The 20,999-nt window shown below is 61.1% G+C and carries 19 protein-coding genes; 9 read left to right on the top strand and 10 right to left on the bottom strand.

From position 1 onward, the window contains the following. The first annotated feature begins 24 nt into the window (after nucleotides 1-24). The 4 genes from LPA35_RS10040 to LPA35_RS10025 all read left to right on the top strand — a co-directional run bounded on the left by LPA35_RS10040 (nucleotide 25) and on the right by LPA35_RS10025 (nucleotide 2,394). Nucleotides 25-318: a DUF4148 domain-containing protein gene (locus LPA35_RS10040; RefSeq protein WP_228896870.1), complete on the top strand. Its 294-nt coding sequence runs from the start codon at nucleotides 25-27 to the stop codon at nucleotides 316-318. A 276-nt stretch (nucleotides 319-594) separates the two neighbouring features. After that, entirely contained in the window at nucleotides 595-1,398 is an 804-nt protein-coding gene (locus tag LPA35_RS10035) for a DNA/RNA non-specific endonuclease (RefSeq protein WP_228896869.1), read from the top strand. 70 nt (nucleotides 1,399-1,468) lie between these two features. Continuing rightward, a complete protein-coding gene (locus tag LPA35_RS10030; RefSeq protein WP_228896868.1) occupies nucleotides 1,469-1,780 on the top strand; it encodes an HU family DNA-binding protein in 312 nt (103 codons plus the stop codon). 152 nt (nucleotides 1,781-1,932) lie between these two features. After that, nucleotides 1,933-2,394 carry a helix-turn-helix transcriptional regulator gene (locus tag LPA35_RS10025; RefSeq protein WP_228896867.1) on the top strand — a complete coding sequence of 154 codons (462 nt, stop codon included), beginning with the start codon at nucleotides 1,933-1,935 and terminating at the stop codon, nucleotides 2,392-2,394. Nucleotides 2,395-2,436: 42 nt separating this feature from the next. Here LPA35_RS10025 and LPA35_RS10020 read toward each other — a convergent pair whose 3' ends face one another. Next, on the bottom strand, nucleotides 2,437-2,673 hold the full coding sequence (locus tag LPA35_RS10020; RefSeq protein ID WP_228896866.1) for an MbcA/ParS/Xre antitoxin family protein: 237 nt from the start codon (nucleotides 2,671-2,673) through the stop codon (nucleotides 2,437-2,439). A gap of 128 nt (nucleotides 2,674-2,801) precedes the next feature. Here LPA35_RS10020 and LPA35_RS10015 point away from each other — a divergent pair, with 128 nt between their 5' ends. After that, entirely contained in the window at nucleotides 2,802-3,947 is a 1,146-nt protein-coding gene (locus LPA35_RS10015) for a hypothetical protein (protein ID WP_228896865.1), read from the top strand. 44 nt (nucleotides 3,948-3,991) lie between these two features. Here LPA35_RS10015 and LPA35_RS10010 read toward each other — a convergent pair whose 3' ends face one another. Beyond that, complete coding sequence (locus LPA35_RS10010) at nucleotides 3,992-5,659, bottom strand: FRG domain-containing protein (RefSeq protein WP_228896864.1); 1,668 nt, start codon at nucleotides 5,657-5,659, stop codon at nucleotides 3,992-3,994. 680 nt (nucleotides 5,660-6,339) lie between these two features. Between LPA35_RS10010 and LPA35_RS10005 the strand changes: the two genes are divergently transcribed. Further along, nucleotides 6,340-6,660 (top strand): heavy-metal-associated domain-containing protein, encoded by a 321-nt coding sequence (locus tag LPA35_RS10005; protein ID WP_255669595.1) that lies wholly within the window; start codon nucleotides 6,340-6,342, stop codon nucleotides 6,658-6,660. A gap of 18 nt (nucleotides 6,661-6,678) precedes the next feature. Beyond that, nucleotides 6,679-7,194: a hypothetical protein gene (locus tag LPA35_RS10000; RefSeq protein WP_228896863.1), complete on the top strand. Its 516-nt coding sequence runs from the start codon at nucleotides 6,679-6,681 to the stop codon at nucleotides 7,192-7,194. 390 nt (nucleotides 7,195-7,584) lie between these two features. Here LPA35_RS10000 and LPA35_RS09995 read toward each other — a convergent pair whose 3' ends face one another. The 8 genes from LPA35_RS09995 to LPA35_RS09960 form a co-directional block, all read right to left on the bottom strand. Next, the gene (locus LPA35_RS09995; RefSeq protein WP_228896862.1) at nucleotides 7,585-10,734 is read right to left on the bottom strand and encodes an efflux RND transporter permease subunit; all 3,150 of its coding nucleotides are present in this window, start codon (nucleotides 10,732-10,734) and stop codon (nucleotides 7,585-7,587) included. Further along, on the bottom strand, nucleotides 10,731-12,248 hold the full coding sequence (locus tag LPA35_RS09990) for an efflux RND transporter periplasmic adaptor subunit (RefSeq protein WP_228896861.1): 1,518 nt from the start codon (nucleotides 12,246-12,248) through the stop codon (nucleotides 10,731-10,733). Before LPA35_RS09990 ends, LPA35_RS09995 begins: the two co-directional genes overlap by 4 nt. 12 nt (nucleotides 12,249-12,260) lie before the next feature. After that, nucleotides 12,261-13,463: a TolC family protein gene (locus tag LPA35_RS09985; protein WP_228897285.1), complete on the bottom strand. Its 1,203-nt coding sequence runs from the start codon at nucleotides 13,461-13,463 to the stop codon at nucleotides 12,261-12,263. 198 nt (nucleotides 13,464-13,661) lie between these two features. Beyond that, on the bottom strand, nucleotides 13,662-14,147 hold the full coding sequence (locus LPA35_RS09980) for a hypothetical protein (protein WP_228896860.1): 486 nt from the start codon (nucleotides 14,145-14,147) through the stop codon (nucleotides 13,662-13,664). Nucleotides 14,148-14,186: 39 nt separating this feature from the next. Beyond that, the gene (locus LPA35_RS09975; protein WP_228896859.1) at nucleotides 14,187-16,556 is read right to left on the bottom strand and encodes a heavy metal translocating P-type ATPase; all 2,370 of its coding nucleotides are present in this window, start codon (nucleotides 16,554-16,556) and stop codon (nucleotides 14,187-14,189) included. A 41-nt stretch (nucleotides 16,557-16,597) separates the two neighbouring features. After that, a complete protein-coding gene (locus LPA35_RS09970; protein ID WP_228896858.1) occupies nucleotides 16,598-16,837 on the bottom strand; it encodes a DUF2933 domain-containing protein in 240 nt (79 codons plus the stop codon). Between the two features lie 208 nt (nucleotides 16,838-17,045). Then, the gene (locus LPA35_RS09965; RefSeq protein ID WP_228896857.1) at nucleotides 17,046-18,419 is read right to left on the bottom strand and encodes a heavy metal sensor histidine kinase; all 1,374 of its coding nucleotides are present in this window, start codon (nucleotides 18,417-18,419) and stop codon (nucleotides 17,046-17,048) included. Further along, complete coding sequence (locus LPA35_RS09960; protein ID WP_228896856.1) at nucleotides 18,416-19,102, bottom strand: heavy metal response regulator transcription factor; 687 nt, start codon at nucleotides 19,100-19,102, stop codon at nucleotides 18,416-18,418. Before LPA35_RS09960 ends, LPA35_RS09965 begins: the two co-directional genes overlap by 4 nt. A gap of 146 nt (nucleotides 19,103-19,248) precedes the next feature. Between LPA35_RS09960 and LPA35_RS09955 the strand changes: the two genes are divergently transcribed. Both LPA35_RS09955 and LPA35_RS09950 read left to right on the top strand, forming a co-directional pair. Further along, entirely contained in the window at nucleotides 19,249-19,566 is a 318-nt protein-coding gene (locus tag LPA35_RS09955) for a hypothetical protein (protein WP_228896855.1), read from the top strand. Continuing rightward, nucleotides 19,563-20,996, top strand: a complete 1,434-nt coding sequence (locus LPA35_RS09950) for a TolC family protein (protein WP_228896854.1) — start codon at nucleotides 19,563-19,565, stop codon at nucleotides 20,994-20,996. The genes LPA35_RS09955 and LPA35_RS09950 overlap by 4 nt, the downstream gene beginning before the upstream one ends. Nucleotides 20,997-20,999 lie beyond the last annotated feature (3 nt).

Genomic DNA, 20,999 nt, shown 5'->3' with positions numbered 1-20,999 from the left:
TTTTAGCTTTTAAGGATTCTCATCATGAACAAGACCGCCCGTTTCCTCTCCATCGCTGCTGTTGCTGCTTTCGCCTCGTTTGGCGCCCACGCTGACGAAGCCGATGGCTCGCAATTCGCCCTGAAGTTCGACACGAACCGCACCCGCGCTGAAGTGCAAGCCGAAGCTGTAGTGGAAGCCAAGACCCACAGCATGGAACCCGCAGGCTCGCGCGTGGTGACCTACAAGTCCACGGCTGACCGCGCCGCTGTGCGTGCCCAGGCTGCTGAAGCCCTGCGCACCGGCCAGATTCCCCACGGCGAATTCAGCGCCATGTAATGGGTAGACCAACTGCTTGAGTTGGATTGAAGCAGTTGCGGGACTTCCCAGGGTGGTGGCACTTTGCATTTGCGGGTGCTGCTGCCATGGGGAGTGTTAACTGAACCGCAGGGGCGGGCAGGCAGATCGGGCTCCCTTTGGGAGCCCTTTCTGTTTGTGGACCCCATCTCTGCAAGCAGCTGTAAAACCCTGCGGGATCCGAGCATTCGGGCCAGAAGCGAGAGGTGATCGGTGCTCCAATCGGGCTCCGTCAAAACCGACTCGAATGCCCCTGCTGTGAATCGTTTGTTCTCTTGGCCTGGCCGTGTGCGCCTGGCAGCTGTGCTGGCCCTGTCTCTGGCCGGCGTTGCTCTCCCGAATCTTTCCTGGGCACGTTCTCCGCAGTTCGACAGTGCGGCGCTGCTCACGCCCGAGCCCACCTCCTTTGCGCAGTGCCCGCAGTTCTTTGCGAACGGCACACCACCCGCCATCACGCCCCGGCCGCAGTTGCGGGAGCTTTGCTACGAGGCGTTTGCGGTGCTGCACTCCGGGACCACCAAGACACCGGTGTTCGTGGCCCAGCGGTTGAACCGCAGGCGCATTGAGGATGCTGACGAGAAGCGGGCGAAGCGCTTCTTTGCAGATGCGCGCTTGCCCAGTGGCGAGCGGGCGGAGCTGGAGGACTACAAGAACTCTGGCTACTCCCGAGGGCACATGGCCCCTGCAGGAGACATGCCCACGCCAACGGCAATGGCCCAGAGCTTCAGTCTGGCGAACATGGTCCCTCAAAACGCTCAGCACAACGGGGGCGCCTGGAACAAGATCGAGCAGGACACGCGGCACTATGTGAAGCGGGCCAAGGGGGATGTGTTTGTGATCACCGGGCCGGTGTTCACGGATGCGGGGCCACGCATTGGAGCCAACGGGGTGAAGGTGCCGACCTATCTGTACAAGCTGGTGTACGACGCCACGACCCAAAGGGCCTGGGCACACTGGCAGGAGAACCGCGAGGGGGAGACAGTGGGACGGCCGATCAGTTATCAGGAACTGGTGAAGAGAACCGGAGTGGAGTTTTTGCCAAAAAGTGCACTGCAGCATTGAGTGGCAGCAAGGGCCGTGTCAGGGGCGAGGTTATAAATCGGTCCTTTCCAACCTCTACACGTGAGCATCCATGAACCGCGCAGAACTCGTTGAAATCCTGGCTTCCAAGAATGACCTTTCCAAGACCGCAGCCAATGCAGTGCTGGAAACGCTGATCGACACCATCCAGACCGCCGTCAAGAAGGGCGATGCCGTGCAGCTGGTCGGCTTCGGCACCTTCAAGTCGGCCAAGCGTGCAGCACGCACGGGCAAGAACCCCTCGACCGGTGCAGCGCTGAAGATCCCGGCGAGCACGGTGCCGAAGTTCGTGGCGGGTGCGAAGTTCAAGGCGGTGGTGGACACCAAGGCTGCCAAGCGCAAGGCGGACAAGGCTGGAAAGTAAGTACAGCGTTCTCGGCCACAACCGAAACAAAAGCCGCCAAGGGCTTAGGCCTCTGGCGGTTTTGTTTTTTGCGGAGACGAAGAAGGATTGCGACACCGGCTGCGCACCAGCCCCTAAGTGCGCGTTAAGTGGTCAAAGTTACCATCGGGCATATGAATACATTTTCTAATGCCTTTCGCGCTGAAGTTGTTCGCATGGCGCGCAAGGAGCTAAAGCCTGAACTTCAGGGCATGCGCAAGGCGATCACTGGCCAACGTTCCGAGATCGCCGCTCTGAAGCGAGAAGTGAAGAGCCTCACTTCGCAGCTGAAGTCGACTCAGCGTCAAACCAAGGTTGGGGGTGTGGCTGCGCCATCTGATCAACCCAAAGTGTCGAAACGCGCCGCGCGCGAGGAGTTCGTATTCGCGCCGGAGATGCTGGCGCAGATGCGCAATGCATTGGGCGCCACCCAGCTTCAAATGGCGGCCCTGCTGGCCGTCTCTCCACTCTCGTACTCGCGGTGGGAGAAGGGGCAGGCCCAGCCCCGGACCAAACAGCTGGCGAAGATTGAGGAACTGGTGAACATGGGGCCAGCCAAGGCCGAGAAGAAGATGCGCCAGGCTGCGAAGGCCTGAGGCCCAGCTGCGCGGCATGCGCTGTGGACCGCCACGAAGGATCTAGGCGAAGCTGCCTTTCTGGATTTTCAGAAGCGTTGCTTGGATCAACGCCAGCCCTTCGGGTTCTTGCAGTACATCCCAAGGACGGCGGTTTCCGAAGGCGGGAAGTGGCGCCGCCAGCCACTCCTGCAGCCAAGCCTCGGCGCTGAATCCCTCGGGGTTGCCCGACTCCAACACGATCCGGTGGACCAGGTCCGTCAGAACTTGTGGGGGGCGGGCGTCGTTGGGGTTGACCATGCTGCATTCTGGTCTTGTGCCCCAGCACTCGCAACCCTGGGGCTGGGCCTCAGTGTGAAGACTTCGACCCGCGTGTTTGCCTACCACGCGCGTGTTAGATAACATGGCCGTGTTACCACGCCACCGCCATGCCCACCCCCAAGTCATCCCAACGAACCGCGCAAGCCTTGCAGCGCGTGGCTGGGCTGTTCGAATCCAAGGATTGGAAGGCCCAGGCCAGTGAACCCGGCAGCACGGGGCCAGACCTCGTCGTTCGGCGGCGGGGTAAGCGCTACGGGGTTGTACTCAAAGCCACATCAGAAGGGCGGGCGGACCGGGTGATTCCGCTGTTGTCCCAAGCCGTTCTTGAGGCCCGGGCATATGCCCTTCAGTCGCGTGGATCCATGCCCATGGCCGTGGTGCACGTGGACCATGCGCCGAGAGCGCTCGTTGCCAATGTGATGGCTTTTACGCAGGAGTTTGCGGCGGAGGTTGCCGTGGGCTTCGTCTCTGCAGAGGGAGCGAGTGAGTTTCTGGGGGAGGGATTGGATGGCCTCAACGTCTCCGCGCCCTTCAGACCACGACAGGTCAAGGGCACCCAGATTCGCACGGACAACCTGTTTTCTGATCTGAACCAGTGGATGCTGAAGGTCTTGTTGGCGCCAGAGTTGCCAGAAGGGATGCTGAACGCTCCCCGGGGCCGGTACCGCAATGGGGTGGAGCTTGCGCGGGCCGCCCAGGTTTCTGCGATGACCGCCTCCAGGTTCTTGCAGCAGCTGCGGCGCGAGAGATTCCTACTGGAGTCTCAAGAATTCCTCACGCTGGTGCAGAGAGAGGAGCTGTTTGAGCGCTGGAGTTCAGTGGCGCCCTACGGCACTCCAGATGTGCCTGCCCGGTTCTTGGCCAACATACAAATTGGCGAGCGTGTTCAAGAGCTCTTGAACAAAGTCGAAGGAGATGCCTGCCTGGGGCTGTTTGCGGCAGCGGATGGGCTCCGCGTGGGACATGTGAGCGGCGTTCCCAGGTGCATCTGCGTCCGTCACATGCCTCGGTTCAACCTGGCGACTCCGGGAAGCAATCCATGGAATGCCCTCCAGCCGTTTCCGAAGGAAGCGCCGCACGTGTTGCTACGGGTGGCGAGGTTTCCGGAATCGACGTTTCGTGGGGCTGTGCGCCGGGATGGGGTGATGGTGGCCGATGTGATCCAGGTCTGGCTGGATGTGTTGAATCACCCGACGCGGGGGCAGGAGCAGGCGGAGCACATTTTTAGGAAGGTGCTACGGCCTTTGGTTTGAAGCGACTGTCTTGGACGTCGCGAAACACAGGATGGAACCAAAGATCACTCCGGAAACCAGTACACGGGAAAGTGCTTTGGCAGATCGTCGGGCGCCTTATAGAGCGCCAAGATACGCTTCAACATATCGTCCTCATCGGGTCCGGGGAAGAGATGTCTTGCGGTCTGCAGCCCCGTCGGGCGAAATCCATCGGCAAACTTGATCTTCAGGCCGACGAATCGGCTTACCGCGTTTCGGTACAGATTGCCGGCACCACCCAGGAGCGCGCAAGCTTGGCGATGGGGCCTCAACGCCTGATCTGGCGTTACTAAGTGCTCGGTGTCGACCATGGGTGCCAGCCCTTCCGGAACAAAAAACACATAGATAGCCGAGCCACTAAACGGGGCAGGCAGCATGCCGCTGGTTGACAGGCCGGTCGGCTCGACGGTTATCTTGTTAAATGCGAACCACTCGGCCACCCTGATGTCGCGCGTCACGTCGATGTAAGGAGTCGGTGCACCGTAGTGCTGCAAGATGAGGTTGCGCCTCACATTGCCGAAGCCTAGGTTGTGGCGCTTCACATAGGTGTCAATCACGCTCCCGTCAGAACCGGTCACTGTCAAGACAGAGTGCGGCTCAACGCCGTCGAAGGCGCGGGGCAAATCCGAACTGTCGCCCGCGAACACCTGGCACGACGCAGCGGCAGGTCCGGTCAAGGGCTTCGGTAGGTACGGTTGCCCGTCCAATGTGAAATAGTTGACGGGGTCACCAAACGCCATATCGGAGTAGAAGTGCCAGTCCAGCATGTGTGCGGCGAACGCGCGGAAATGGTTAGGGTCGTTAAGGAACGCGTCATAGTGGCGATACAGCGAGGGCACGATACTGTGATCGCGAACATCGGAATACGGCGTGACGAGTGCTGCCACTAAGTTTCTCCGGTCAGGTAGCCGGTGCTCCCGAGACTGGCCTCGAAACACGACCGAGACCTTGAGGGGCGACCGTTCGCAGGCGATTCGCAAGTCGTCGACAAGACCATCGAGCTCAGCTTGGTCGTTCACAACAAGCGTTGGGATGCCAGCGTCATCGTCGTGCACCACGCGCCGTCGAGGCAATAGCGGGCCTACAAGTCGCATCATTAGCGAACGCCCGAGGCAGAAGTGGTCTGAGGGCCCTCGCAGCAGCACATCCTTTATGGCGGTAGGCTGAGTCTGCAGTTGGACGAGATCCCGCTGGTTTCCAAGCCAAGTGTTGCGAATTTTTCCATCCTGGGGCCACATGACGAATCCCGTCAAGGGGTCGAAAAGAAACAGGTCCGGGTGGGAGGATGGGGCATCCACATTATCGAAAAGCGACGCCGCCGGGTTGTAGGCGTTCACCATGGAGCGCGAGATAAAGCTGAGTCCCTGGTCATCAGTTGGCGTCTTGACTCCAAGGGTCCTCAGCAGGTCCACGATGCGCTGGTTGTGATCGAGGTCGGGGAGCGGATGGAGCGGTTCGATGGACAGGCGCAGTTCGCCAGGAAGCGTCCCTAACTGCGAGAAGCACATGCCGAATGACAGGAAGAAGCGGGCTCGCCGCCGATAGGCAACCTCGACGGTATCAAGCATGCCGTCGTACGGGCCGATCGCATCGCCATCGCCTGCGTCGAAAGCCGGAAGCCGAGCGCGATCCATGACGTGGTGAATTACGCGCTGTTGCGGGCACGAAATTATTTGGCCTGCGATGTTGTTCATGCTTTCTCCCCAAAGACAATCCAGACTGTGGGACCAATGATGGCACGAGTACAAAGGGTGCTTGCCTCCCGAAAGCACTATCCAACCATCGAGGCAGCGCGATGCCTTCAGCTACTCGTATGCTGCGGCGCATCGATCGGGAGAGCCCGTCTCAGCGCACAAGGCGGATTGCCGGGTCGGATGCCCGCGATATGCGAGCTTGGAGGCCGATCGCTATGGTAGGTTGGCGACGACTGATTTGGGTCGATAGCTGCCAGTCCTTGAGTACACGCTAACTACCGCACCCAGCCTTGAATAGCCATCCCGGCAGGCCGCTTTGCAGCGATTGCGGTCGCTCGTCCAGCCACCATGGAAGTCCGCTGACGAACTCTCATCGGACGTTCGGAGCGGTGGGCCATTTTTTTGGATGGAGATGGAGAACACCAATACGTTGGCTCCTGACACGTGTTGCGCCTTGAAGCCAGTTCAAGCAGGTTCGCGAGCTTCGCAGTCGACTCGGAAAGACGTTAAGTGCCTCTCAGCATGCAGCTCGCAAAGCATGATCGAATCGGCATAGCCTTGTCTGCCTGAGCGAGTGCCGCTCTCGATCTTGATGCCCGGTTGATCTTTGCGAATGAGCTTGACCTTCTCATCGTGGAAAGGTTCATAGTCAAACAGTGAATCAACCAAAGGAGGCTCACATGGTCCATTTCAATGTTCCTGATATGACATGCGGCGGTTGCGCTCAGCGCATTCGTCGAGCAATCGCTCAGGCTCAAATGCCAGCGGGCGTCGAAGTAGAAATCGATGTGGCCGCGCGGCAGGTCCGCGTTCCTGGGCAAGCCGAAGACGGCACTGTGGAGCTTGTCCGCTCTGCACTTGAGCGTGCCGGATACAAAGCAGACGCCGTGGTGGGGACTTCATCGAGCCGAACAACTGGTGGCTGCTGTGCGTCTCGGTCCACAGCCTCTGTTGACGTGAATCAAGGCGCTGCGAACCGTACGTCGTCATGCTGCAGTTGAACCAACAAGGAGACCATCATGCGTCTGAATATCGTCGCTGGGCTGTTGACAACCCTTTTCGTGGCGGGCTGTGCCATCGCGCAATCTCCAAAACCTGCGGACGAACACGCAGGCCACCACCCCGGTGATGCGCAGAGCGGTGGCGTAGCCGTCCAGTCCGCCCCGGCAGCTACTACCCCGCCAACACCGGACGCCTTTGATCGCCAGATGAAGGCGATGCAGGAAATGCACAAAAAAATGCAGGTGGCCAAGACTCCCGCCGAACGATCCGCACTGATGGATGAGCACATGAAGCTCATGCAATCCGGCATGGCCATGATGGGCGCGGGTAGTTCTGGTGGCATGGGCATGGGCATGGGCATGGGGATGATGCAGCAAGGGGCACAGGCCAAACCTGCCGCACCTGCAGCCTCTGGAAACCCGGGCATGGGAGGCATGATGGGTATGCACGCTCAAATGGAGCGCCGCATGGCCATGATGGAACAGATGATGCAAATGATGGTGGATCGCCAGGCGGCCATGCCATCCAAATAGCCCCCGCGAGCGTCCTGAGGGGCGCTCGCCGCAAATCTCATTGAGATTCTTTTGTAGATTGCCTTCCTGAATCAACCAGCGCAAGGCGCGTTGTCCCTGAGCCCGTTACTGCCGCCCCCCAAGCACGACGCATCTCACGAATGGGCATGTGTTCGGTTCTTGTGCATCCATGGTTGATCGATAGCTCAACTGGATGCCATTGACATCGGCGACGGTGCTCTTATCGGGTTTTCAGCGACAGCGACAGGGGGTACCGCTGACCGGGTGGCGCCGCTTTGAGCGACACCCAGGCCATGGAGACCAGTTCGATTGAGGCTGCATTGCCTGGCGTCGCCACGCAACCTCTCGATTTGCAAACTCGATGCCCCCAAGGGGCCACCAAAGCCAGCCTCACGAAGCCTCAGCGTCCAGCAGATCGCGTTTTCTCGGCTTTCTCATCAGCACATAGGCTGCAGGAATCACGAACAAGGACAGCAGCGGCGCGGTCACCATTCCGCCCAGCATGGGGGCCGCGATGCGGCTCATGACCTCCGAGCCCGTCCCACTGCTCCACACGATGGGCACCAGGCCCGCCAGAATGACTGCCACGGTCATGGCCTTGGGTCGCACGCGCAGCACGGCACCTTCCCGAATCGCGTCCAGCAGCTCTTCCAGTGTGGGCTGCCTGCCGTCTGGACATCTCTCTGCGAGTGCCTGCTTGAGGTAGATGAGCATGACCACCCCGAACTCTGCCGCGACCCCCGCCAGGGCGATGAAGCCCACACCGGTGGCGATGGACAGGTTGTAGTTCATCAGGTAGAGGAACCAGATGCCCCCGGTCAACGCGAATGGCAACGTCGCCATGATCAGTCCCGCCTCACCCATGCGCGAGAAGGTCAAGTACAAAAGCACGAAAATGATCAGCAAGGTGGCTGGTACCACCACCTTGAGGCGAGCATTGGCCCGCTCCAGGTACTCGAACTGGCCAGAGTACGTGATGCTGACTCCTGGCTGCAGCTTGATCTGTCGGCTCACCGCATCGCGCAGGTCATTGGCCACCGATGCCAGATCTCGTCCCCGCACATCAACATACACCCAGCCCGATGGACGGGCGTTCTCGCTCTTGAGCATGGGCGGACCATCGGTGATGGAGATGCTGGCCACCGTACCCAGCGTGATCTGCTGCCCCATGGGGGTGACGATGGGCAACTGCACCAGGCGTTCTGGCGAGTCTCGCCACTCACGTGGGTAGCGCAGGTTGATCGGGAAGCGGGCCAGGCCCTCGACGGTTTCCGAGACGTTTTCACCGCCAATGGCCCCGGAGACCACGGCCTGGATCTCGCTCACGTTCAGCCCGTAGCGACCTGCGGCCGTGCGATCGATGCGGACATCGACATAGCGGCCCCCAGTCAGGCGCTCGGCCAGTGACGAGCTCACTCCCGGAATGCCCTTGGCGACCTGCTCGACCTGTGCAGCGATCCCATCGATCACTTCCAGGTCGTTGCCGGTCACCTTGACCCCGATGGGACTCTTGATGCCCGTGGCCAGCATGTCGATGCGGTTACGGATGGGCGGAATCCAGATGTTGGACAGGCCGGGAATCTTGACGGCCTTGTCCAACTCTTCGATCAGGCCCTCGGGCGTCATTCCTGGACGCCATTGATCTCTGGGCTTGAGCTTCACCGTGGTCTCGAACATTTCCAGCGGGGCTGGATCGGTGGCTGTCTCTGCTCGGCCAGCCTTGCCGAAGACGCGTTCAACCTCGGGAACCGTCTTGATCATCCGGTTGCTGAGTTGCAGCAGTTCGGTAGCCCGCTGTGCCGAAAGGCCCGGGAGCGCCGAAGGCATGTACAGCAGATCGCCTTCATCAAGCCTGGGCAAGAACTCACCCCCCAAACGCGTCAATGGCCAGATCGTGGTCGTCAGTGCGAGCACTGCGATAACCAGGGTGGATTTCGGACGGTGCAGAACCCATTCCAGCAAAGGCCGGTACACGGCAATCAGCGCACGCGTGATGGGGTTTTTCTGCTCGTCAGGGATACGCCCTCGGATCCAGTAGCCCATGAGGACAGGGATCAGCGTGACCGAGAGAGCCGCTGCTGCGGCCATCGCATAGGTCTTGGTGAACGCCAGCGGTCCGAACAGGCGGCCTTCCTGCGCTTCCAGCGTGAAGACCGGCACGAAGGACAAGGTGATGATGAGCAGCGAGAAGAACAGCGCGGGGCCGACCTCCTCGGCAGCTTCGGTGATCACCTTCCAGCGTTCTTCCCCCACCAGCTGGCGGTCGGGATGCTTGTGCTGCCAGGCCTCCAGCTTCTTGTGAGCGTTCTCAATCATGACCACTGCTGCATCGACCATGGCGCCCACGGCGATTGCGATCCCGCCCAGGGACATGATGTTGGCGTTGATGCCCTGGTAGCGCATCACCAGAAACGCCGCCATGATCCCCAGAGGCAGAGAAATGATGGCGACCAGCGCAGAGCGCAGGTGCCAGAGAAACAGAACACAGACCAGGGCCACCACGATGAACTCCTCCACAAGTTTGGTGGCGAGGTTTTGGATCGCACGCTCAATGAGTGCATTGCGGTCGTAGGTGGTGACGATCTCCACGCCCTTGGGCAGGCTGCTTTGAAGCTCACTGAGCTTGGCCTTGACGGCTTTGATGGTCTCCTGGGCATTTTTGCCAGAGCGCAGAATCACGACGCCACCGGCTACTTCACCCTCGCCGTCGAGTTCCGCGATACCGCGCCGCATCTCCGGCCCGATTTGTAGCGTCGCGACATCGCCCAGGCGAATAGGAATCCCGGCGCGCGACACCAGCGGGATGGCGCGGAAGTCGTCCAGCGTCTTGAGGTAGCCGCTGGCGCGCACCATGTACTCGGCCCCGGACAACTCCAGCACCGATCCCCCCGTTTCCTGGTTGGCTCCCATGATGGCCTCGCGCACTTGCCCCTGAGTCAGCCCTTGGGCCGCGAGCTTGATCGGATCGAGCACAACCTGGTACTGCTTGACCATACCTCCGACAGAGGCCACTTCCGCGACGTTGGGCAGGCTCTTGAGTTCGAACTTCAGGAACCAGTCCTGCAGGGCGCGCATCTGGGCCAGGTCGTTCTTGCCGGTGCGGTCTACCAGGGCGTACTGGAAGATCCAGCCGACCCCAGTGGCATCCGGGCCCAACGACGACTTGGCCGTAGCGGGTAGTCGTCCCTGCACCTGGTTCATGTACTCCAGCACCCGCGAGCGCGCCCAGTACAGGTCCGTACCATCCTCGAACAGGATGTAGACGAATGAGTCGCCAAAGAACGAGAAACCTCGCACCGTCTTGGCGCCCGGGACGGACAGCATGGTGGTGGACAGCGGGTATGTGACCTGGTTCTCCACTATCTGCGGTGCTTGACCAGGATAGGAGGTGCGGATGATGACCTGGACATCCGACAAATCGGGAAGAGCGTCCACGGGGGTGCTGCGCACGCCCCACACGCCCCAGGCGGTCAGCATCACGGTCGCCAACAGAACCAGGAATCGGTTCGCCACCGACCAGTGGATCAGACGCGCGATCATGGCTTGATCCTTTCCACGGCGGTGATCACAAAGTCCTTGCCTTGCTGCTGGAAGGTGAACTTGACCTGCTGCTCGGGTTTCAGGGCCTTGGCCAGCTCCGGGTTTGCCAGCTTGAAAGGCATGGTCATGCCGGGCCACTTCAGCTCAGGCACGGCCTCATGGGTGAGGGTCAGCTCGGTCGGTGTGATCTCATCGACCACTCCCCGCACGGTGTAACTCCTGGCGGCTGTTTCAGCCGGGGCCGATGGACTCTGTTCGCTGATCGGCTGCGCGCCGATGGCTTGAGGCTGTGCGGGCACGATACCCCGCAGGCTGGCTTCCGAGTCGATCAAGAACTGCGCCGAGGCGACCACCTGTTGCCCTGCGGTCAGCCCGCTGTGTATGACAAGGCGGTCATCGATTTCGGCGCCGAGTTGCACCTGGACGGGGTGGTACTTTCCGGGGCCGTCCACCACGTAGACCAGGGCCCGCTTGCCGGTACGGATCACCGCTTCGCTGGGGACGAGCAGCGCTGGCTGTGTGCGTCCAGCCAGGACAATTTGCCCGGACATGCCCGCCTTCAGGCGCTGGGTGGGGTTGGGTAGCTCCAGGCGCACGCGCACCGTGCGGGTGTCCCTGTTGGCCTCTGGAAGGATGCTCACGACACGCGCCTTGAGGGTTTCGCCCGGAAACGCGGCCAGGCGCACCTGGGCGTCCTGCCCCAGTTGCAAGGGACCGCTTTGCGCTTCGGGAACAGCGGCCTCGATCCAGACGCTGGCTAGGCCGTTCACGCGCACCAGGCTGGCCCCAGCAGCGACCGTCATGCCCTGGCGCACCATCAGTTCGGCCACCAACCCCGCCTGTGGAAAGGTCACCGTGTAGCGGCCCTGAGGTTCGCCCGTGCGCTCCACCTGGGCCACCAGCGAGGCAGGCATGCCCAGCAGTGACAACCGCTGGCGCGCTGCTGCCGTTAGCGATTCGTCCTTAAGCGCCCGGACAGCGAGGAACTCGCGCTGCGCAGACACCCACTCAGGCAGCAGCAGATCGGCCAATGGCGCGCCTGCTGCCACCACGTCGCCCGGGGCCCGGGCATAGACACGCTCCACAAATCCAGCAGAACGCGCCTGGACGATGCTCACATCCCGGTCATTGAGCTGGACCGTGCCCAGCACATCCACATCAGCCCCAATGTCGCGCTGCTCCACCATGGCGGTGCGCAGGCCGAGGGCTTGCACCGCCTGGGCGGAGACGCTCAATCCTGCGCCTTGTTGAGTGTCCTCATCGGCGTACTTGGGAACCAGGGCCATGTCCATGTAGGGCGATTTGCCAGGCTTGTCGAATTTCTGCGTCGGCACCATGGGGTCGTACCAGTACAGCACCTTGCGGTCGGTCTTCGCAGCTTCTGCAGATGCGGGCGTAGCGCCAGGTGCATGACTGCTTGCGATGCGCCATTGGGAGACTCCCCAGCCGAGGGCAATGCCTGCAGCAACCAGTGCCACAGCCACAACTGTTTTCCTGAAAACGGTATTGGTCATGTTGTTCTCCCTTCAGTCCGCGATCAGGCTGTTCAGGCGGGCAATCACGGTGTCCCGCTGTGCCTGCAGCTCAATGAGCCGCCAGTGCGACTCCCGCACTTGAGCCCGAGCCGCCAGCACGGCGCTCAAGTCATCTTTGGCGGCCTGGTAGTTGGCCAGCGCGAGTTCAGCGCGCCCCTGTGCCAGGCCCATACCAGCCGACTGCAGCCGCTCGATCTGGCTGTTCAGTGACGCCAGCTCTGAGGCGCTGTCCTCCAGCTCCTGCAGGTGCCTGCGGGTCACGTCTTCCTGCTCAGCTTCCAGGCGCTGCAGCTCCAGCTGCTTGGCCTTGATCTGGGGTCCCTGGCGCCGCTCCTGTTGCCAGGGAAGGTCAAAGGTCACCTGGAAAGACACCATGTCGCCCCAGCGACGGTCGCGGCGGCTGTAGGCGACTTCCCAGGACCAATCACCCTTGGTTTCTGCTTGGGCTTCGCGCGTTTCCGCTAAGGCTATCGCCTGCATGGCCGGGTACTGCGCTAGTTCCGCGTGGCGGTGTACCTCAGAGCGCAGCTGATCCAAAGGGCGGCTCAGCGGCCCGGGAGTTCCCTGCAGCGCCTCGTCGGCTCGGGCTCCGACCCACCGCCGCAGCATCGCCCTGGCCTTGGAGCGGTCCCGCTGCAGTTCGTCCCTGCGGTCCGACAGCGCAAGCGCTTCCTGCTTGGCCATGAGAAGATCGCCCGCCTGGGCCGTCCCCCCCGCGATGCGGGCAAGCAGGCTGTCCTGCAGGCGCTGGTTCTCACTCAGTAGACCGGCGAGCACCTGGGCGCGCTGTTCAATGGCCTGGGCCATGATCCAGGCTTGGCTCAGCTCCTGGCGGATCTGCAGACGCTGGACGCCCAGGGCTGCGCGCTCGCGTTCCACTTTGGCCTCGGCACCGGCAATCTGGGCATCTCGTTTGGCGCGGTTGGGCACCTCCTGCATCAGCGCCAGGCGCTGCATGGTCATGGACTCGCGTGTGAGGCTGAAGCGGTCCATGCCGCTGATGGGAAAGTTCTCGATTCCGACTGAGAGCTTGGGGTCCGGCAGGGTTCCAGCCGCTTTCTGGGAACTGCTGGCCGCGTCAACCTGCAGTCGCTGGGCCGTGATGCGGGGACTGTGCTGCTCCGCCAGATCCAAGGCTTCGGAAAAGCCCAGGGCGTGTGCCTGGTTGCCAGCCAAGACAATGCCGGCCAGCATGAGCCACGAAGCGGTCAAACGCACATTCCCGGGGTTTGGCACCCAGATGCGCTGGGAAACGTGAGAAATGCGCAGTTGCGCAGGCAAGCGCTCGCATGGAGCGCCAAAGGAGATGATGGGCATGATGGTCCTCGAAATGAAGGGGCACGAAGTCAGACCTGCGCATACGCTGCAAGGCAGCGCGCAAGACGTGCACGATCAATTCCGAAAGACCTGATGCGTCAGATAGATGGGGGGAGATCCCGCTCGACTGTCCAGCTCTGCGTAGACAGCCCGAGGGTCAATAGGGCTCTCGGAGTCCAGGATTACAGGCAGCACATAGGCGACCCAGATGGCGTGCGCCGCGAGCGCCTGCAGATCGAGACCTTGGAGCGAGGGGGAAGACAAGCTGTCGCCGTCACAATGGGCTCGGCACAGCTGAGGATCTTGCTCATCCATCGTTCCCGCCATAGCGTGGCAATCGGGCATGGAGGGCATGCCGACTGAGTCCTCCATGGCCATGCCCGCTTTTTGCATCGATGCCGCATGGGCTGCGGAGTCCAGCTTGGGACAGGCATAGGCGGCCAACGCGAACTGCATCAGAAGCAACACCGCGACCAGAACGCTGGTTATCCAGCGTCCTTGGCGCAACACGGTGTTCCTGACAGCGATCATGGTGCGAATGGTATCCAGAATGCCAGTCACGGACTTAACCCAGATCAAGTCCGTGCAAGCAGCCCCTCCTCAGCCCTTGCGCAGCCGCAGCGCGTTGGTGATCACCGACGCAGAACTCAGGCTCATCGCCAGGGCCGCAATCATTGGCGACAGCAGCCATCCGGTGAAGGGATACAGCAGCCCTGCGGCGATCGGGATGCCCAGCGCGTTGTAGAGGAAGGCAAACATCAGGTTCTGCTTCATGTTGCCCACCGTTGCCTCCGACAATTCCCGCGCTGTGGAAATCCCCCGCAGATCGCCCTTGACCAAGGTGACCTGTGCGCTGTTCATCGCCACATCGGTGCCGGTGCCCATCGCGATCCCCACATCCGCCTTGGCAAGGGCGGGCGCGTCGTTGATTCCGTCCCCCGCCATGGCAACGACACGGCCTTCGGCCTGCAGCCGCGACACGAGAGCCAGCTTGTCGGCAGGCTTGACCTCACCATGGACCTCATCAATCCCCAGCTTTGCCCCCACCGCCTTGGCAGTGGTCATGCCGTCACCCGTGGCCATGACAATGCGCAGTCCCGCCGCATGCAAGGTCGCCAGCGCTTCCGGCGTGCTGGCCTTGATGGCATCCGAGACCGCCAGCAGGCCTTGAAGCTGGCCGTCGGCCGCCAGGTACATCACGCTGGCGCCTGTGGCGCGCAAGGCCTCTGCCTGCGAAAGCAGCGGATCTGCAGAAACCCCCACCTGCTCCATGAGGACCGTGTTGCCCAGGGCGAGTTGGCGCCCGGAGACACGCCCGCGTACACCGATGCCCGACCCGGACTCGAAGTCCTCGGGCTTGTCCAGAACCAACTCCTTGGCGCGGGCCGCCTGAACAATGGCATCGGCCAGCGGATGCTCGCTGCCTTGGTCCAGACTGGCCGCCAGGCGCAGAACCTCATCCTCGGACAGACCGGGCATGGCCACCACACGTTCGAAGGAGGGCTTGCCTTCGGTGAGCGTTCCGGTTTTGTCCACGATCAGCGTGTCCACCTTGCGCAGGTTCTCGATGGCTGCCGCGTCCCTGAACAGCACGCCGCTGGTCGCCCCCCGGCCGGTAGCCACCATGATCGACATGGGTGTTGCCAGGCCCAACGCACAAGGGCACGCGATGATCAGCACCGCAACTGCATTGACCAGGCCGTAGACCCAGCGTGGCTCCGGACCGAACAGGCCCCACGCGAAGAGTGTGAGCAACGCGATACCCACCACGGCCATCACGAAGTAGCCCGCCACCTGGTCGGCCATGCGCTGCATGGGAGCCCGTGAGCGCTGTGCCTGCGCAACCATCTGAACGATCTGGGACAGCATGGTGGCGGAGCCAACCCGCTCGGACCGGATCACCAGTGCCCCGTTGGTATTGAGCGTGGCACCTATAACTGCATCACCAGGCCCTTTGACGATGGGCACCGGCTCACCAGTGAGCATGGCTTCGTCCACTGCACTGCTCCCCTCGACCACCACGCCATCCACCGGCACCTTCTCACCGGGGCGCACGCGCAAGAGGTCTCCCACATGGACATGGGACAAGGGAACATCACTCTCCTGACCGTTGGCGTCAATACGCCGCGCGGTCTTGGGGGCCAGGCCCAGCAGCGACTTGATGGCGGCCGAAGTCTGCGAGCGCGCCTTGAGCTCCAGCATCTGACCCAGCAGCGTGAGAGAGATGATGACGGCTGCAGCTTCGAAGTACACCGCCACGCGGCCCATGGCCTGGAACGAGGCTGGAAATACCCCAGGCGCCACGGTGGCGACTACGCTGTAGACGAAAGCGGCACCGGTGCCCAGGCTGATCAGCGTCCACATGTTGGGACTGCGGTTGGCGATGGACTGGGCGCCACGCACAAAGAAGGGCCAGCCAGCCCACAGCACGATGGGAACCGTCAGCACCAGCTCAATCCAGCTCTGTGTGGCCATTTCGAACCACTGCAGCCGGTGCCCCACCATGGCCAGAACAGTGACCACGACGGTGAGGGGCAGCGTCCACCAGAAGCGATGCCGGAAATCCACGAGCTCGGCGTTTTCTCCCTCATCCAGCGTGGGGAGTATGGGCTCCAATGTCATGCCGCATTTGGGACAGTTTCCAGGATGGTCCTGTTGCACCTCCGGGTGCATTGGGCAGGTGTAGGTTGTGCCCGGTTGTGCCGCTTCGGGCTCGGGCTGATGCGTGCTCTCGCTGATAGGAGTCGAGAGAAACTTTTGCGGCGCTTCCATGAAGCGTGCTTTGCATTTGGCGCTGCAAAAGTAGTAGCGATTTCCCTCATGCTCTGTCGAGTGATGCGACTGTTCTGTCACACCCATCCCACACACGGGATCCTTCAGCCCCAAGGACGGCGCAGCTGGATTCCCGTGTTGCCCATCATGATGGTGGTGTTCGTGATGGGAGTGCTCGTGCGATGTTGGGGATGACATAGATGGAACTCCGGTTAGTGTGTTGGGTGTCCTGAGCAGGGTTACTTTTGGCCCGAACTGCCTTTGTGTGAACCGTGGCCCCCGTGTCCATGGAAAAAGTGCATCAGGGGACACGCCAGCAACAGCAGGTAGGGCCAATAGCCAGCGATATGCGACCAGTGCTCTCTGAGAAGAAAAAAGACACCGATGAACGCAAGCATGATCACTGCTCCGATCAATTTTTTGCTGCTCCCAGTAGGGGCTGTAGCGTCCGGATGCTCTGCGGTGTGGTCGTGGTTCATAGTGCTCTCCGAGGGGGGTCAACGAAATCGTGTGGGACCTTGTGGAAACGATAGGACTTAACACGATGGGAATGTCAAGCGTTTAAGTGAATGGGTCTGGACGTTCACACCTGGGCTGTTCGTGAGGTGGTGCCTATTGAGTCCTTCAGGTTTGGGCGTCAATGAGCTTTGCGGTGGTCATCCATCTGCGTCGCATGGTTTACAACGCTCAGCCCATCGGGAAAAACATGGAGAAGCACGTCTTGCCATGGCTTGAAGTCACCGAAATGTGGCCACGATGCGCATGAACGATGGCCTGGGTGATAGACAGACCAAGACCTGCTCCATCTGAATCCAGTTGCCTTCGCGACTTGTCGGCCCGGAAAAATCGGTCAAACAGCCGAGGAATCATCTGTTCATCGATAGTCGGCCCTGTGTTGAGGACACTCACTGTGGTTCCTTGAAGGTCCCCCTTGATGTCAATGACTACGTCTTCGCCAGGCGGCGTATATCTGATCGCATTGGAGAGAAGATTGCTAAGGGCCCGCCGAAGCATCAGCCGATCACCGGAGATCTCGGCCTCTCCAGATTGCTTTAACTGCACCTGCTTCTCTTCGGCGAGCGCCTCATAGAAGTCAAACAGAGCCTGCGTTTCATCGTGAACTGCGATTTTTTCCAAGCTGGGTAGGATGAGCCCGTGGTCAGCCTTCGCCAGGAACAGCATGTCGGCGATCATCCTGGCCAGGCGCTGGTATTCCTCGGCGTTAGAGGCCAGGATGTCCCGGTATTCCCCTGGCGACCGGTTCTGGCTGAGCGTTACCTGCGTCTGCGTCATCAGGTTGTTAATGGGCGTACGCAGCTCATGGGCCAAGTCCGAAGAAAATTCGGACAGACGATCAAACTCTTCCTTCAGTCGGCGGAGCATCTCGTTGAGAGTGGTAGCAAGGTCTGCCATCTCTACAGGAAACTCTTGAGTGGGCATCCTCTCGTCTAGCCGCTGTGCCGTAATAGCCATAGCGCGAGACCGCATGGCGCGAAGGGGGGCCAAGCCATTCTTGGCGGCCCACCAGCCCAGGACCCCGGCCACTAGCGTTGCCAGTGCCACATAGCCCACGAGCACCTGAATGAGGCCTTGCATGAAATGCTTGTGGTGTGCAATGTCCAATGCGACCCAGATCTGGAGCGGCGGAGCAGAGGAGCCCGGTAACAGCACGGATTCGGACATTCCCCGGTACTCGTCGTCCTTGGTTTGCCACGACGCAACTCCCAAGCGAGCTGTTTGGGTCCGGGTGGTCAGGTCCTGTGGAAACTGGAAGTCTGCTGTCGAGTAAAGCGGTTGCGTCCCCTGCAGCACGCTGACGTATAGACCTGCATGGCTATGCAGAACGTCGTCCAGCCGTACTTGCAGGTCCTCGGGCGATTTGGCTTTTCCAATCACTTCGCGTGTCAGGTGAATCTTGTCACGCAGTGCATCCCGGTCCAGTTCCACGAAATGCTTGTCAATCGAGATAGCTACGAGGGTCCCCAGCCCGACGAGCACAACCCCGGAGGCCAAAGTGAAAAAGACCGTCAGTCGTGTTGTGAGCGAGTAGCCAACTTTCACACAGGCTCCTGAGGTGCCTCAAGCACATATCCCATGCCCCGCACCGTCTGGACCAGTTTGGTGTCGTAGGCGTCATCGATCTTGGCCCGAAGCCTCCGCATCGCAACCTCAATCACGTTGGAGTCGCTGTCGAAATTCATGCCCCATACCTGAGATGCAATCAGGGAGCGAGGTAGGACTTCCCCTTGGCGGCGCATGAGCAACTCCAGGAGTCCGAACTCCTTGGCAGTGAGGTCGATGCGCTTGCCCAAGCGACTTACGCGTCGGCGCAGAAGATCGAGTTCGAGGTCGGCCACCTGCAGGACCGTCACCTCCGTGCCATTGCGACCGCGCCGCAGGATGGTGCGCACGCGCGCTAGCAGCTCGGCAAAAGAAAAAGGTTTGACCAGATAGTCGTCGGCACCAAGTTCCAGGCCCTTCACCCGGTCTTGGACTTGGTCCTTTGCTGTGAGAAACAGGACGGGCATCGCCTGGCCATGACGGCGCAGGCTGGAGAGCACCTGCCATCCGTCCATCCCTGGAAGCATCACGTCCAGGATCACCAGGTCGTAGTCACCTCTCTTTGCCAAGTGCAGGCCATCCACGCCGTTGTGGACCAGATCGGCATTGAACCCCGCCTCGCGCAGCCCTTGGCGCAGGTACTCGCCAGTTTTGATTTCATCTTCGACGATCAAAATTTTCATGCGGTAACCCCAGCACTGCGTGTGGCCGCAAGTGTGCTCGCAGATCGCAGGCTTTCTTGAACATAACAAAGATGTAATAAAGCCGTTATGTCGTTGGAAGCCAGTGGCTCACACAATGATCAGCATCAAGAACGCATGGTGAACCTATGAAAATTTTCTGGCTTTCACGTACTCGCTCAAACCGCTGGCTGGCCGCTGGGTTGATGGTGCCGTCCCTGGCATTTTCACAAATGACAGAGGGTGACACCGCGAAGGTGGACTACCAGCTTTCGTACCGATCAGCCCTCTCGGGCTACGAGGCCTACAAAGAGCAATCCGTCCAGCCCTGGAAAGCGGCCAATGACAAGGTGGGCGAGATCGGAGGATGGCGTACCTATGCAAAGGAAATGCGCCAGACAGTGCCGACAACCGGGCAGGATGAGCCCGCCCAGGGCCACGACGCGCACCACGGGAGCAAGCAATGAGCGGCCCCGTGCACACGCCTCGCACCAAACTCGTGATCGCCGTGGCGGCAGTTGCGGTCTTGTCTGGCTGCGCCAGCGTGAATTTGGAGCAGAACCTCTCCAGCGCCAATGCAGCGACAAGCAGTTTCACGGACGGCAAACTCACCTTGGCCCGAGACAAGAAGGAGCAAGACGCGTTGCGCCAGCGCGCTTCGGATTTGCTGTCCAAACCGCTGAGCCAAAAGGATGCCGTGCAACTTGCATTGGTCAATAGCCCATCCATGCAGGCCCTCGTGGCCCAAAACTGGGCGGACGCTTCCACAGCAGCCCAGTCCGGCCGCATCGCCAACCCCATTTTGAGCCTGGAGCGGGTTCGCCTGGGTAGCGAGACGGAAATCGGTCGCCTCCTGTCCTTCGGCCTGCTGGATCTGCTGACCTTGCCAACACGCAAAGGTATTGCCGAGCAGCAAATCAAAAAGACCCAGTTACGCCTGAGTAGCGACGTGGTGGACCAAGTGACACAGGTGCGCCAGGCCTGGGTCCGCGCTGTCGCCGCACAACAGACGCTGACTTACACCCAACAGGTCTTCGCCAGCGCCCAAGCCAGTGCTGAACTGGCCAAGCGCATGCAGTCGGTGGGCAATTTCAACAAGCTTGATCGTGCACGCCAGCAAGCGTTCTATGCGGACACAGCGACTCAGCTGGCCACCGCCCAGCACCAGGTCACCGCAGCCCGTGAGGAGCTGGTGCGGCTGATGGGCCTGGACGACAACCAAGCCCAACAGCTCACGTTGCCTGAGCGCCTGCCCACACTACCCAAGGAGCCGCTGTCCCCATCGGACGCTGGCCGCCAGGCGTCCAAGGGACGTCTGGATCTGCAGATCGCGAAGGCCGACTACGACGCAGCCGCACGCACGCAAGGCTGGAACACGATCACGACCTTCACGGACATCGAGTTGGGTGTACGGCGCGACTCTGTCTTCGATGCAGCCGAGAACACCCACGCCACACGGCGCGGCTTCGAGATCAGTCTGCAGCTGCCGATCTTCGATTGGGGTGGCATGCGACGCGATGCCATGAACGCGCAAACCCTGGCCGCTGCCAACCGCCTGGAGGCCGCAGGTCGCGCGGCAGGCTCGAACTTGCGCGAGAGCTATTCCGCGTACCGCACGGCGTATGAAATCGCGCGCCACCACCGCGACGAGGTGATCCCTCTGAGAAAAACCATCTCCGAAGAAAACCAGCTTCGCTACAACGGGATGCTGATCAGCGTTTTCGAGTTGCTTGCTGACTCCCGCGATCAGGTGAACTCGGTGATGGCGGCCCTGAACGCCGAACAGCAGTTCTGGCTGGCGGACGCCGCTCTCCAGGCGTCTCTCATTGGCAAGCCCACCAGCGTTGGCGTCTCGGGCGGCGGTGCAGCCGCTGCCGAGGCTGGTGCAGGCCACTGATCC

It is taken from the genome of Acidovorax sp. Leaf73, assembly GCF_916855635.1.
GTDB lineage: Bacteria > Pseudomonadota > Gammaproteobacteria > Burkholderiales > Burkholderiaceae_C > Acidovorax > Acidovorax facilis.
This window is presented reverse-complemented; position numbering and strand designations above follow the sequence as displayed.

Bases quoted from the DNA above. Each gene is read 5' to 3' on its own strand.
- LPA35_RS10040 (WP_228896870.1), top strand. From the start codon at position 25: ATGAACAAGACCGCCCGTTTCCTCTCCATCGCTGCTGTTGCTGCTTTC.
- LPA35_RS10030 (WP_228896868.1), top strand. From the start codon at position 1,469: ATGAACCGCGCAGAACTCGTTGAAATCCTGGCTTCCAAGAATGACCTT.
- LPA35_RS10025 (WP_228896867.1), top strand. From the start codon at position 1,933: ATGAATACATTTTCTAATGCCTTTCGCGCTGAAGTTGTTCGCATGGCG.
- LPA35_RS10020 (WP_228896866.1), bottom strand. From the start codon at position 2,673: ATGGTCAACCCCAACGACGCCCGCCCCCCACAAGTTCTGACGGACCTG.
- LPA35_RS10015 (WP_228896865.1), top strand. From the start codon at position 2,802: ATGCCCACCCCCAAGTCATCCCAACGAACCGCGCAAGCCTTGCAGCGC.
- LPA35_RS10010 (WP_228896864.1), bottom strand. From the start codon at position 5,659: ATGAACAACATCGCAGGCCAAATAATTTCGTGCCCGCAACAGCGCGTA.
- LPA35_RS10005 (WP_255669595.1), top strand. From the start codon at position 6,340: ATGGTCCATTTCAATGTTCCTGATATGACATGCGGCGGTTGCGCTCAG.
- LPA35_RS10000 (WP_228896863.1), top strand. From the start codon at position 6,679: ATGCGTCTGAATATCGTCGCTGGGCTGTTGACAACCCTTTTCGTGGCG.
- LPA35_RS09995 (WP_228896862.1), bottom strand. From the start codon at position 10,734: ATGATCGCGCGTCTGATCCACTGGTCGGTGGCGAACCGATTCCTGGTT.
- LPA35_RS09990 (WP_228896861.1), bottom strand. From the start codon at position 12,248: ATGACCAATACCGTTTTCAGGAAAACAGTTGTGGCTGTGGCACTGGTT.
- LPA35_RS09985 (WP_228897285.1), bottom strand. From the start codon at position 13,463: ATGCTGGCCGGCATTGTCTTGGCTGGCAACCAGGCACACGCCCTGGGC.
- LPA35_RS09975 (WP_228896859.1), bottom strand. From the start codon at position 16,556: ATGTCATCCCCAACATCGCACGAGCACTCCCATCACGAACACCACCAT.
- LPA35_RS09970 (WP_228896858.1), bottom strand. From the start codon at position 16,837: ATGAACCACGACCACACCGCAGAGCATCCGGACGCTACAGCCCCTACT.
- LPA35_RS09960 (WP_228896856.1), bottom strand. From the start codon at position 19,102: ATGAAAATTTTGATCGTCGAAGATGAAATCAAAACTGGCGAGTACCTG.
- LPA35_RS09955 (WP_228896855.1), top strand. From the start codon at position 19,249: ATGAAAATTTTCTGGCTTTCACGTACTCGCTCAAACCGCTGGCTGGCC.
- LPA35_RS09950 (WP_228896854.1), top strand. From the start codon at position 19,563: ATGAGCGGCCCCGTGCACACGCCTCGCACCAAACTCGTGATCGCCGTG.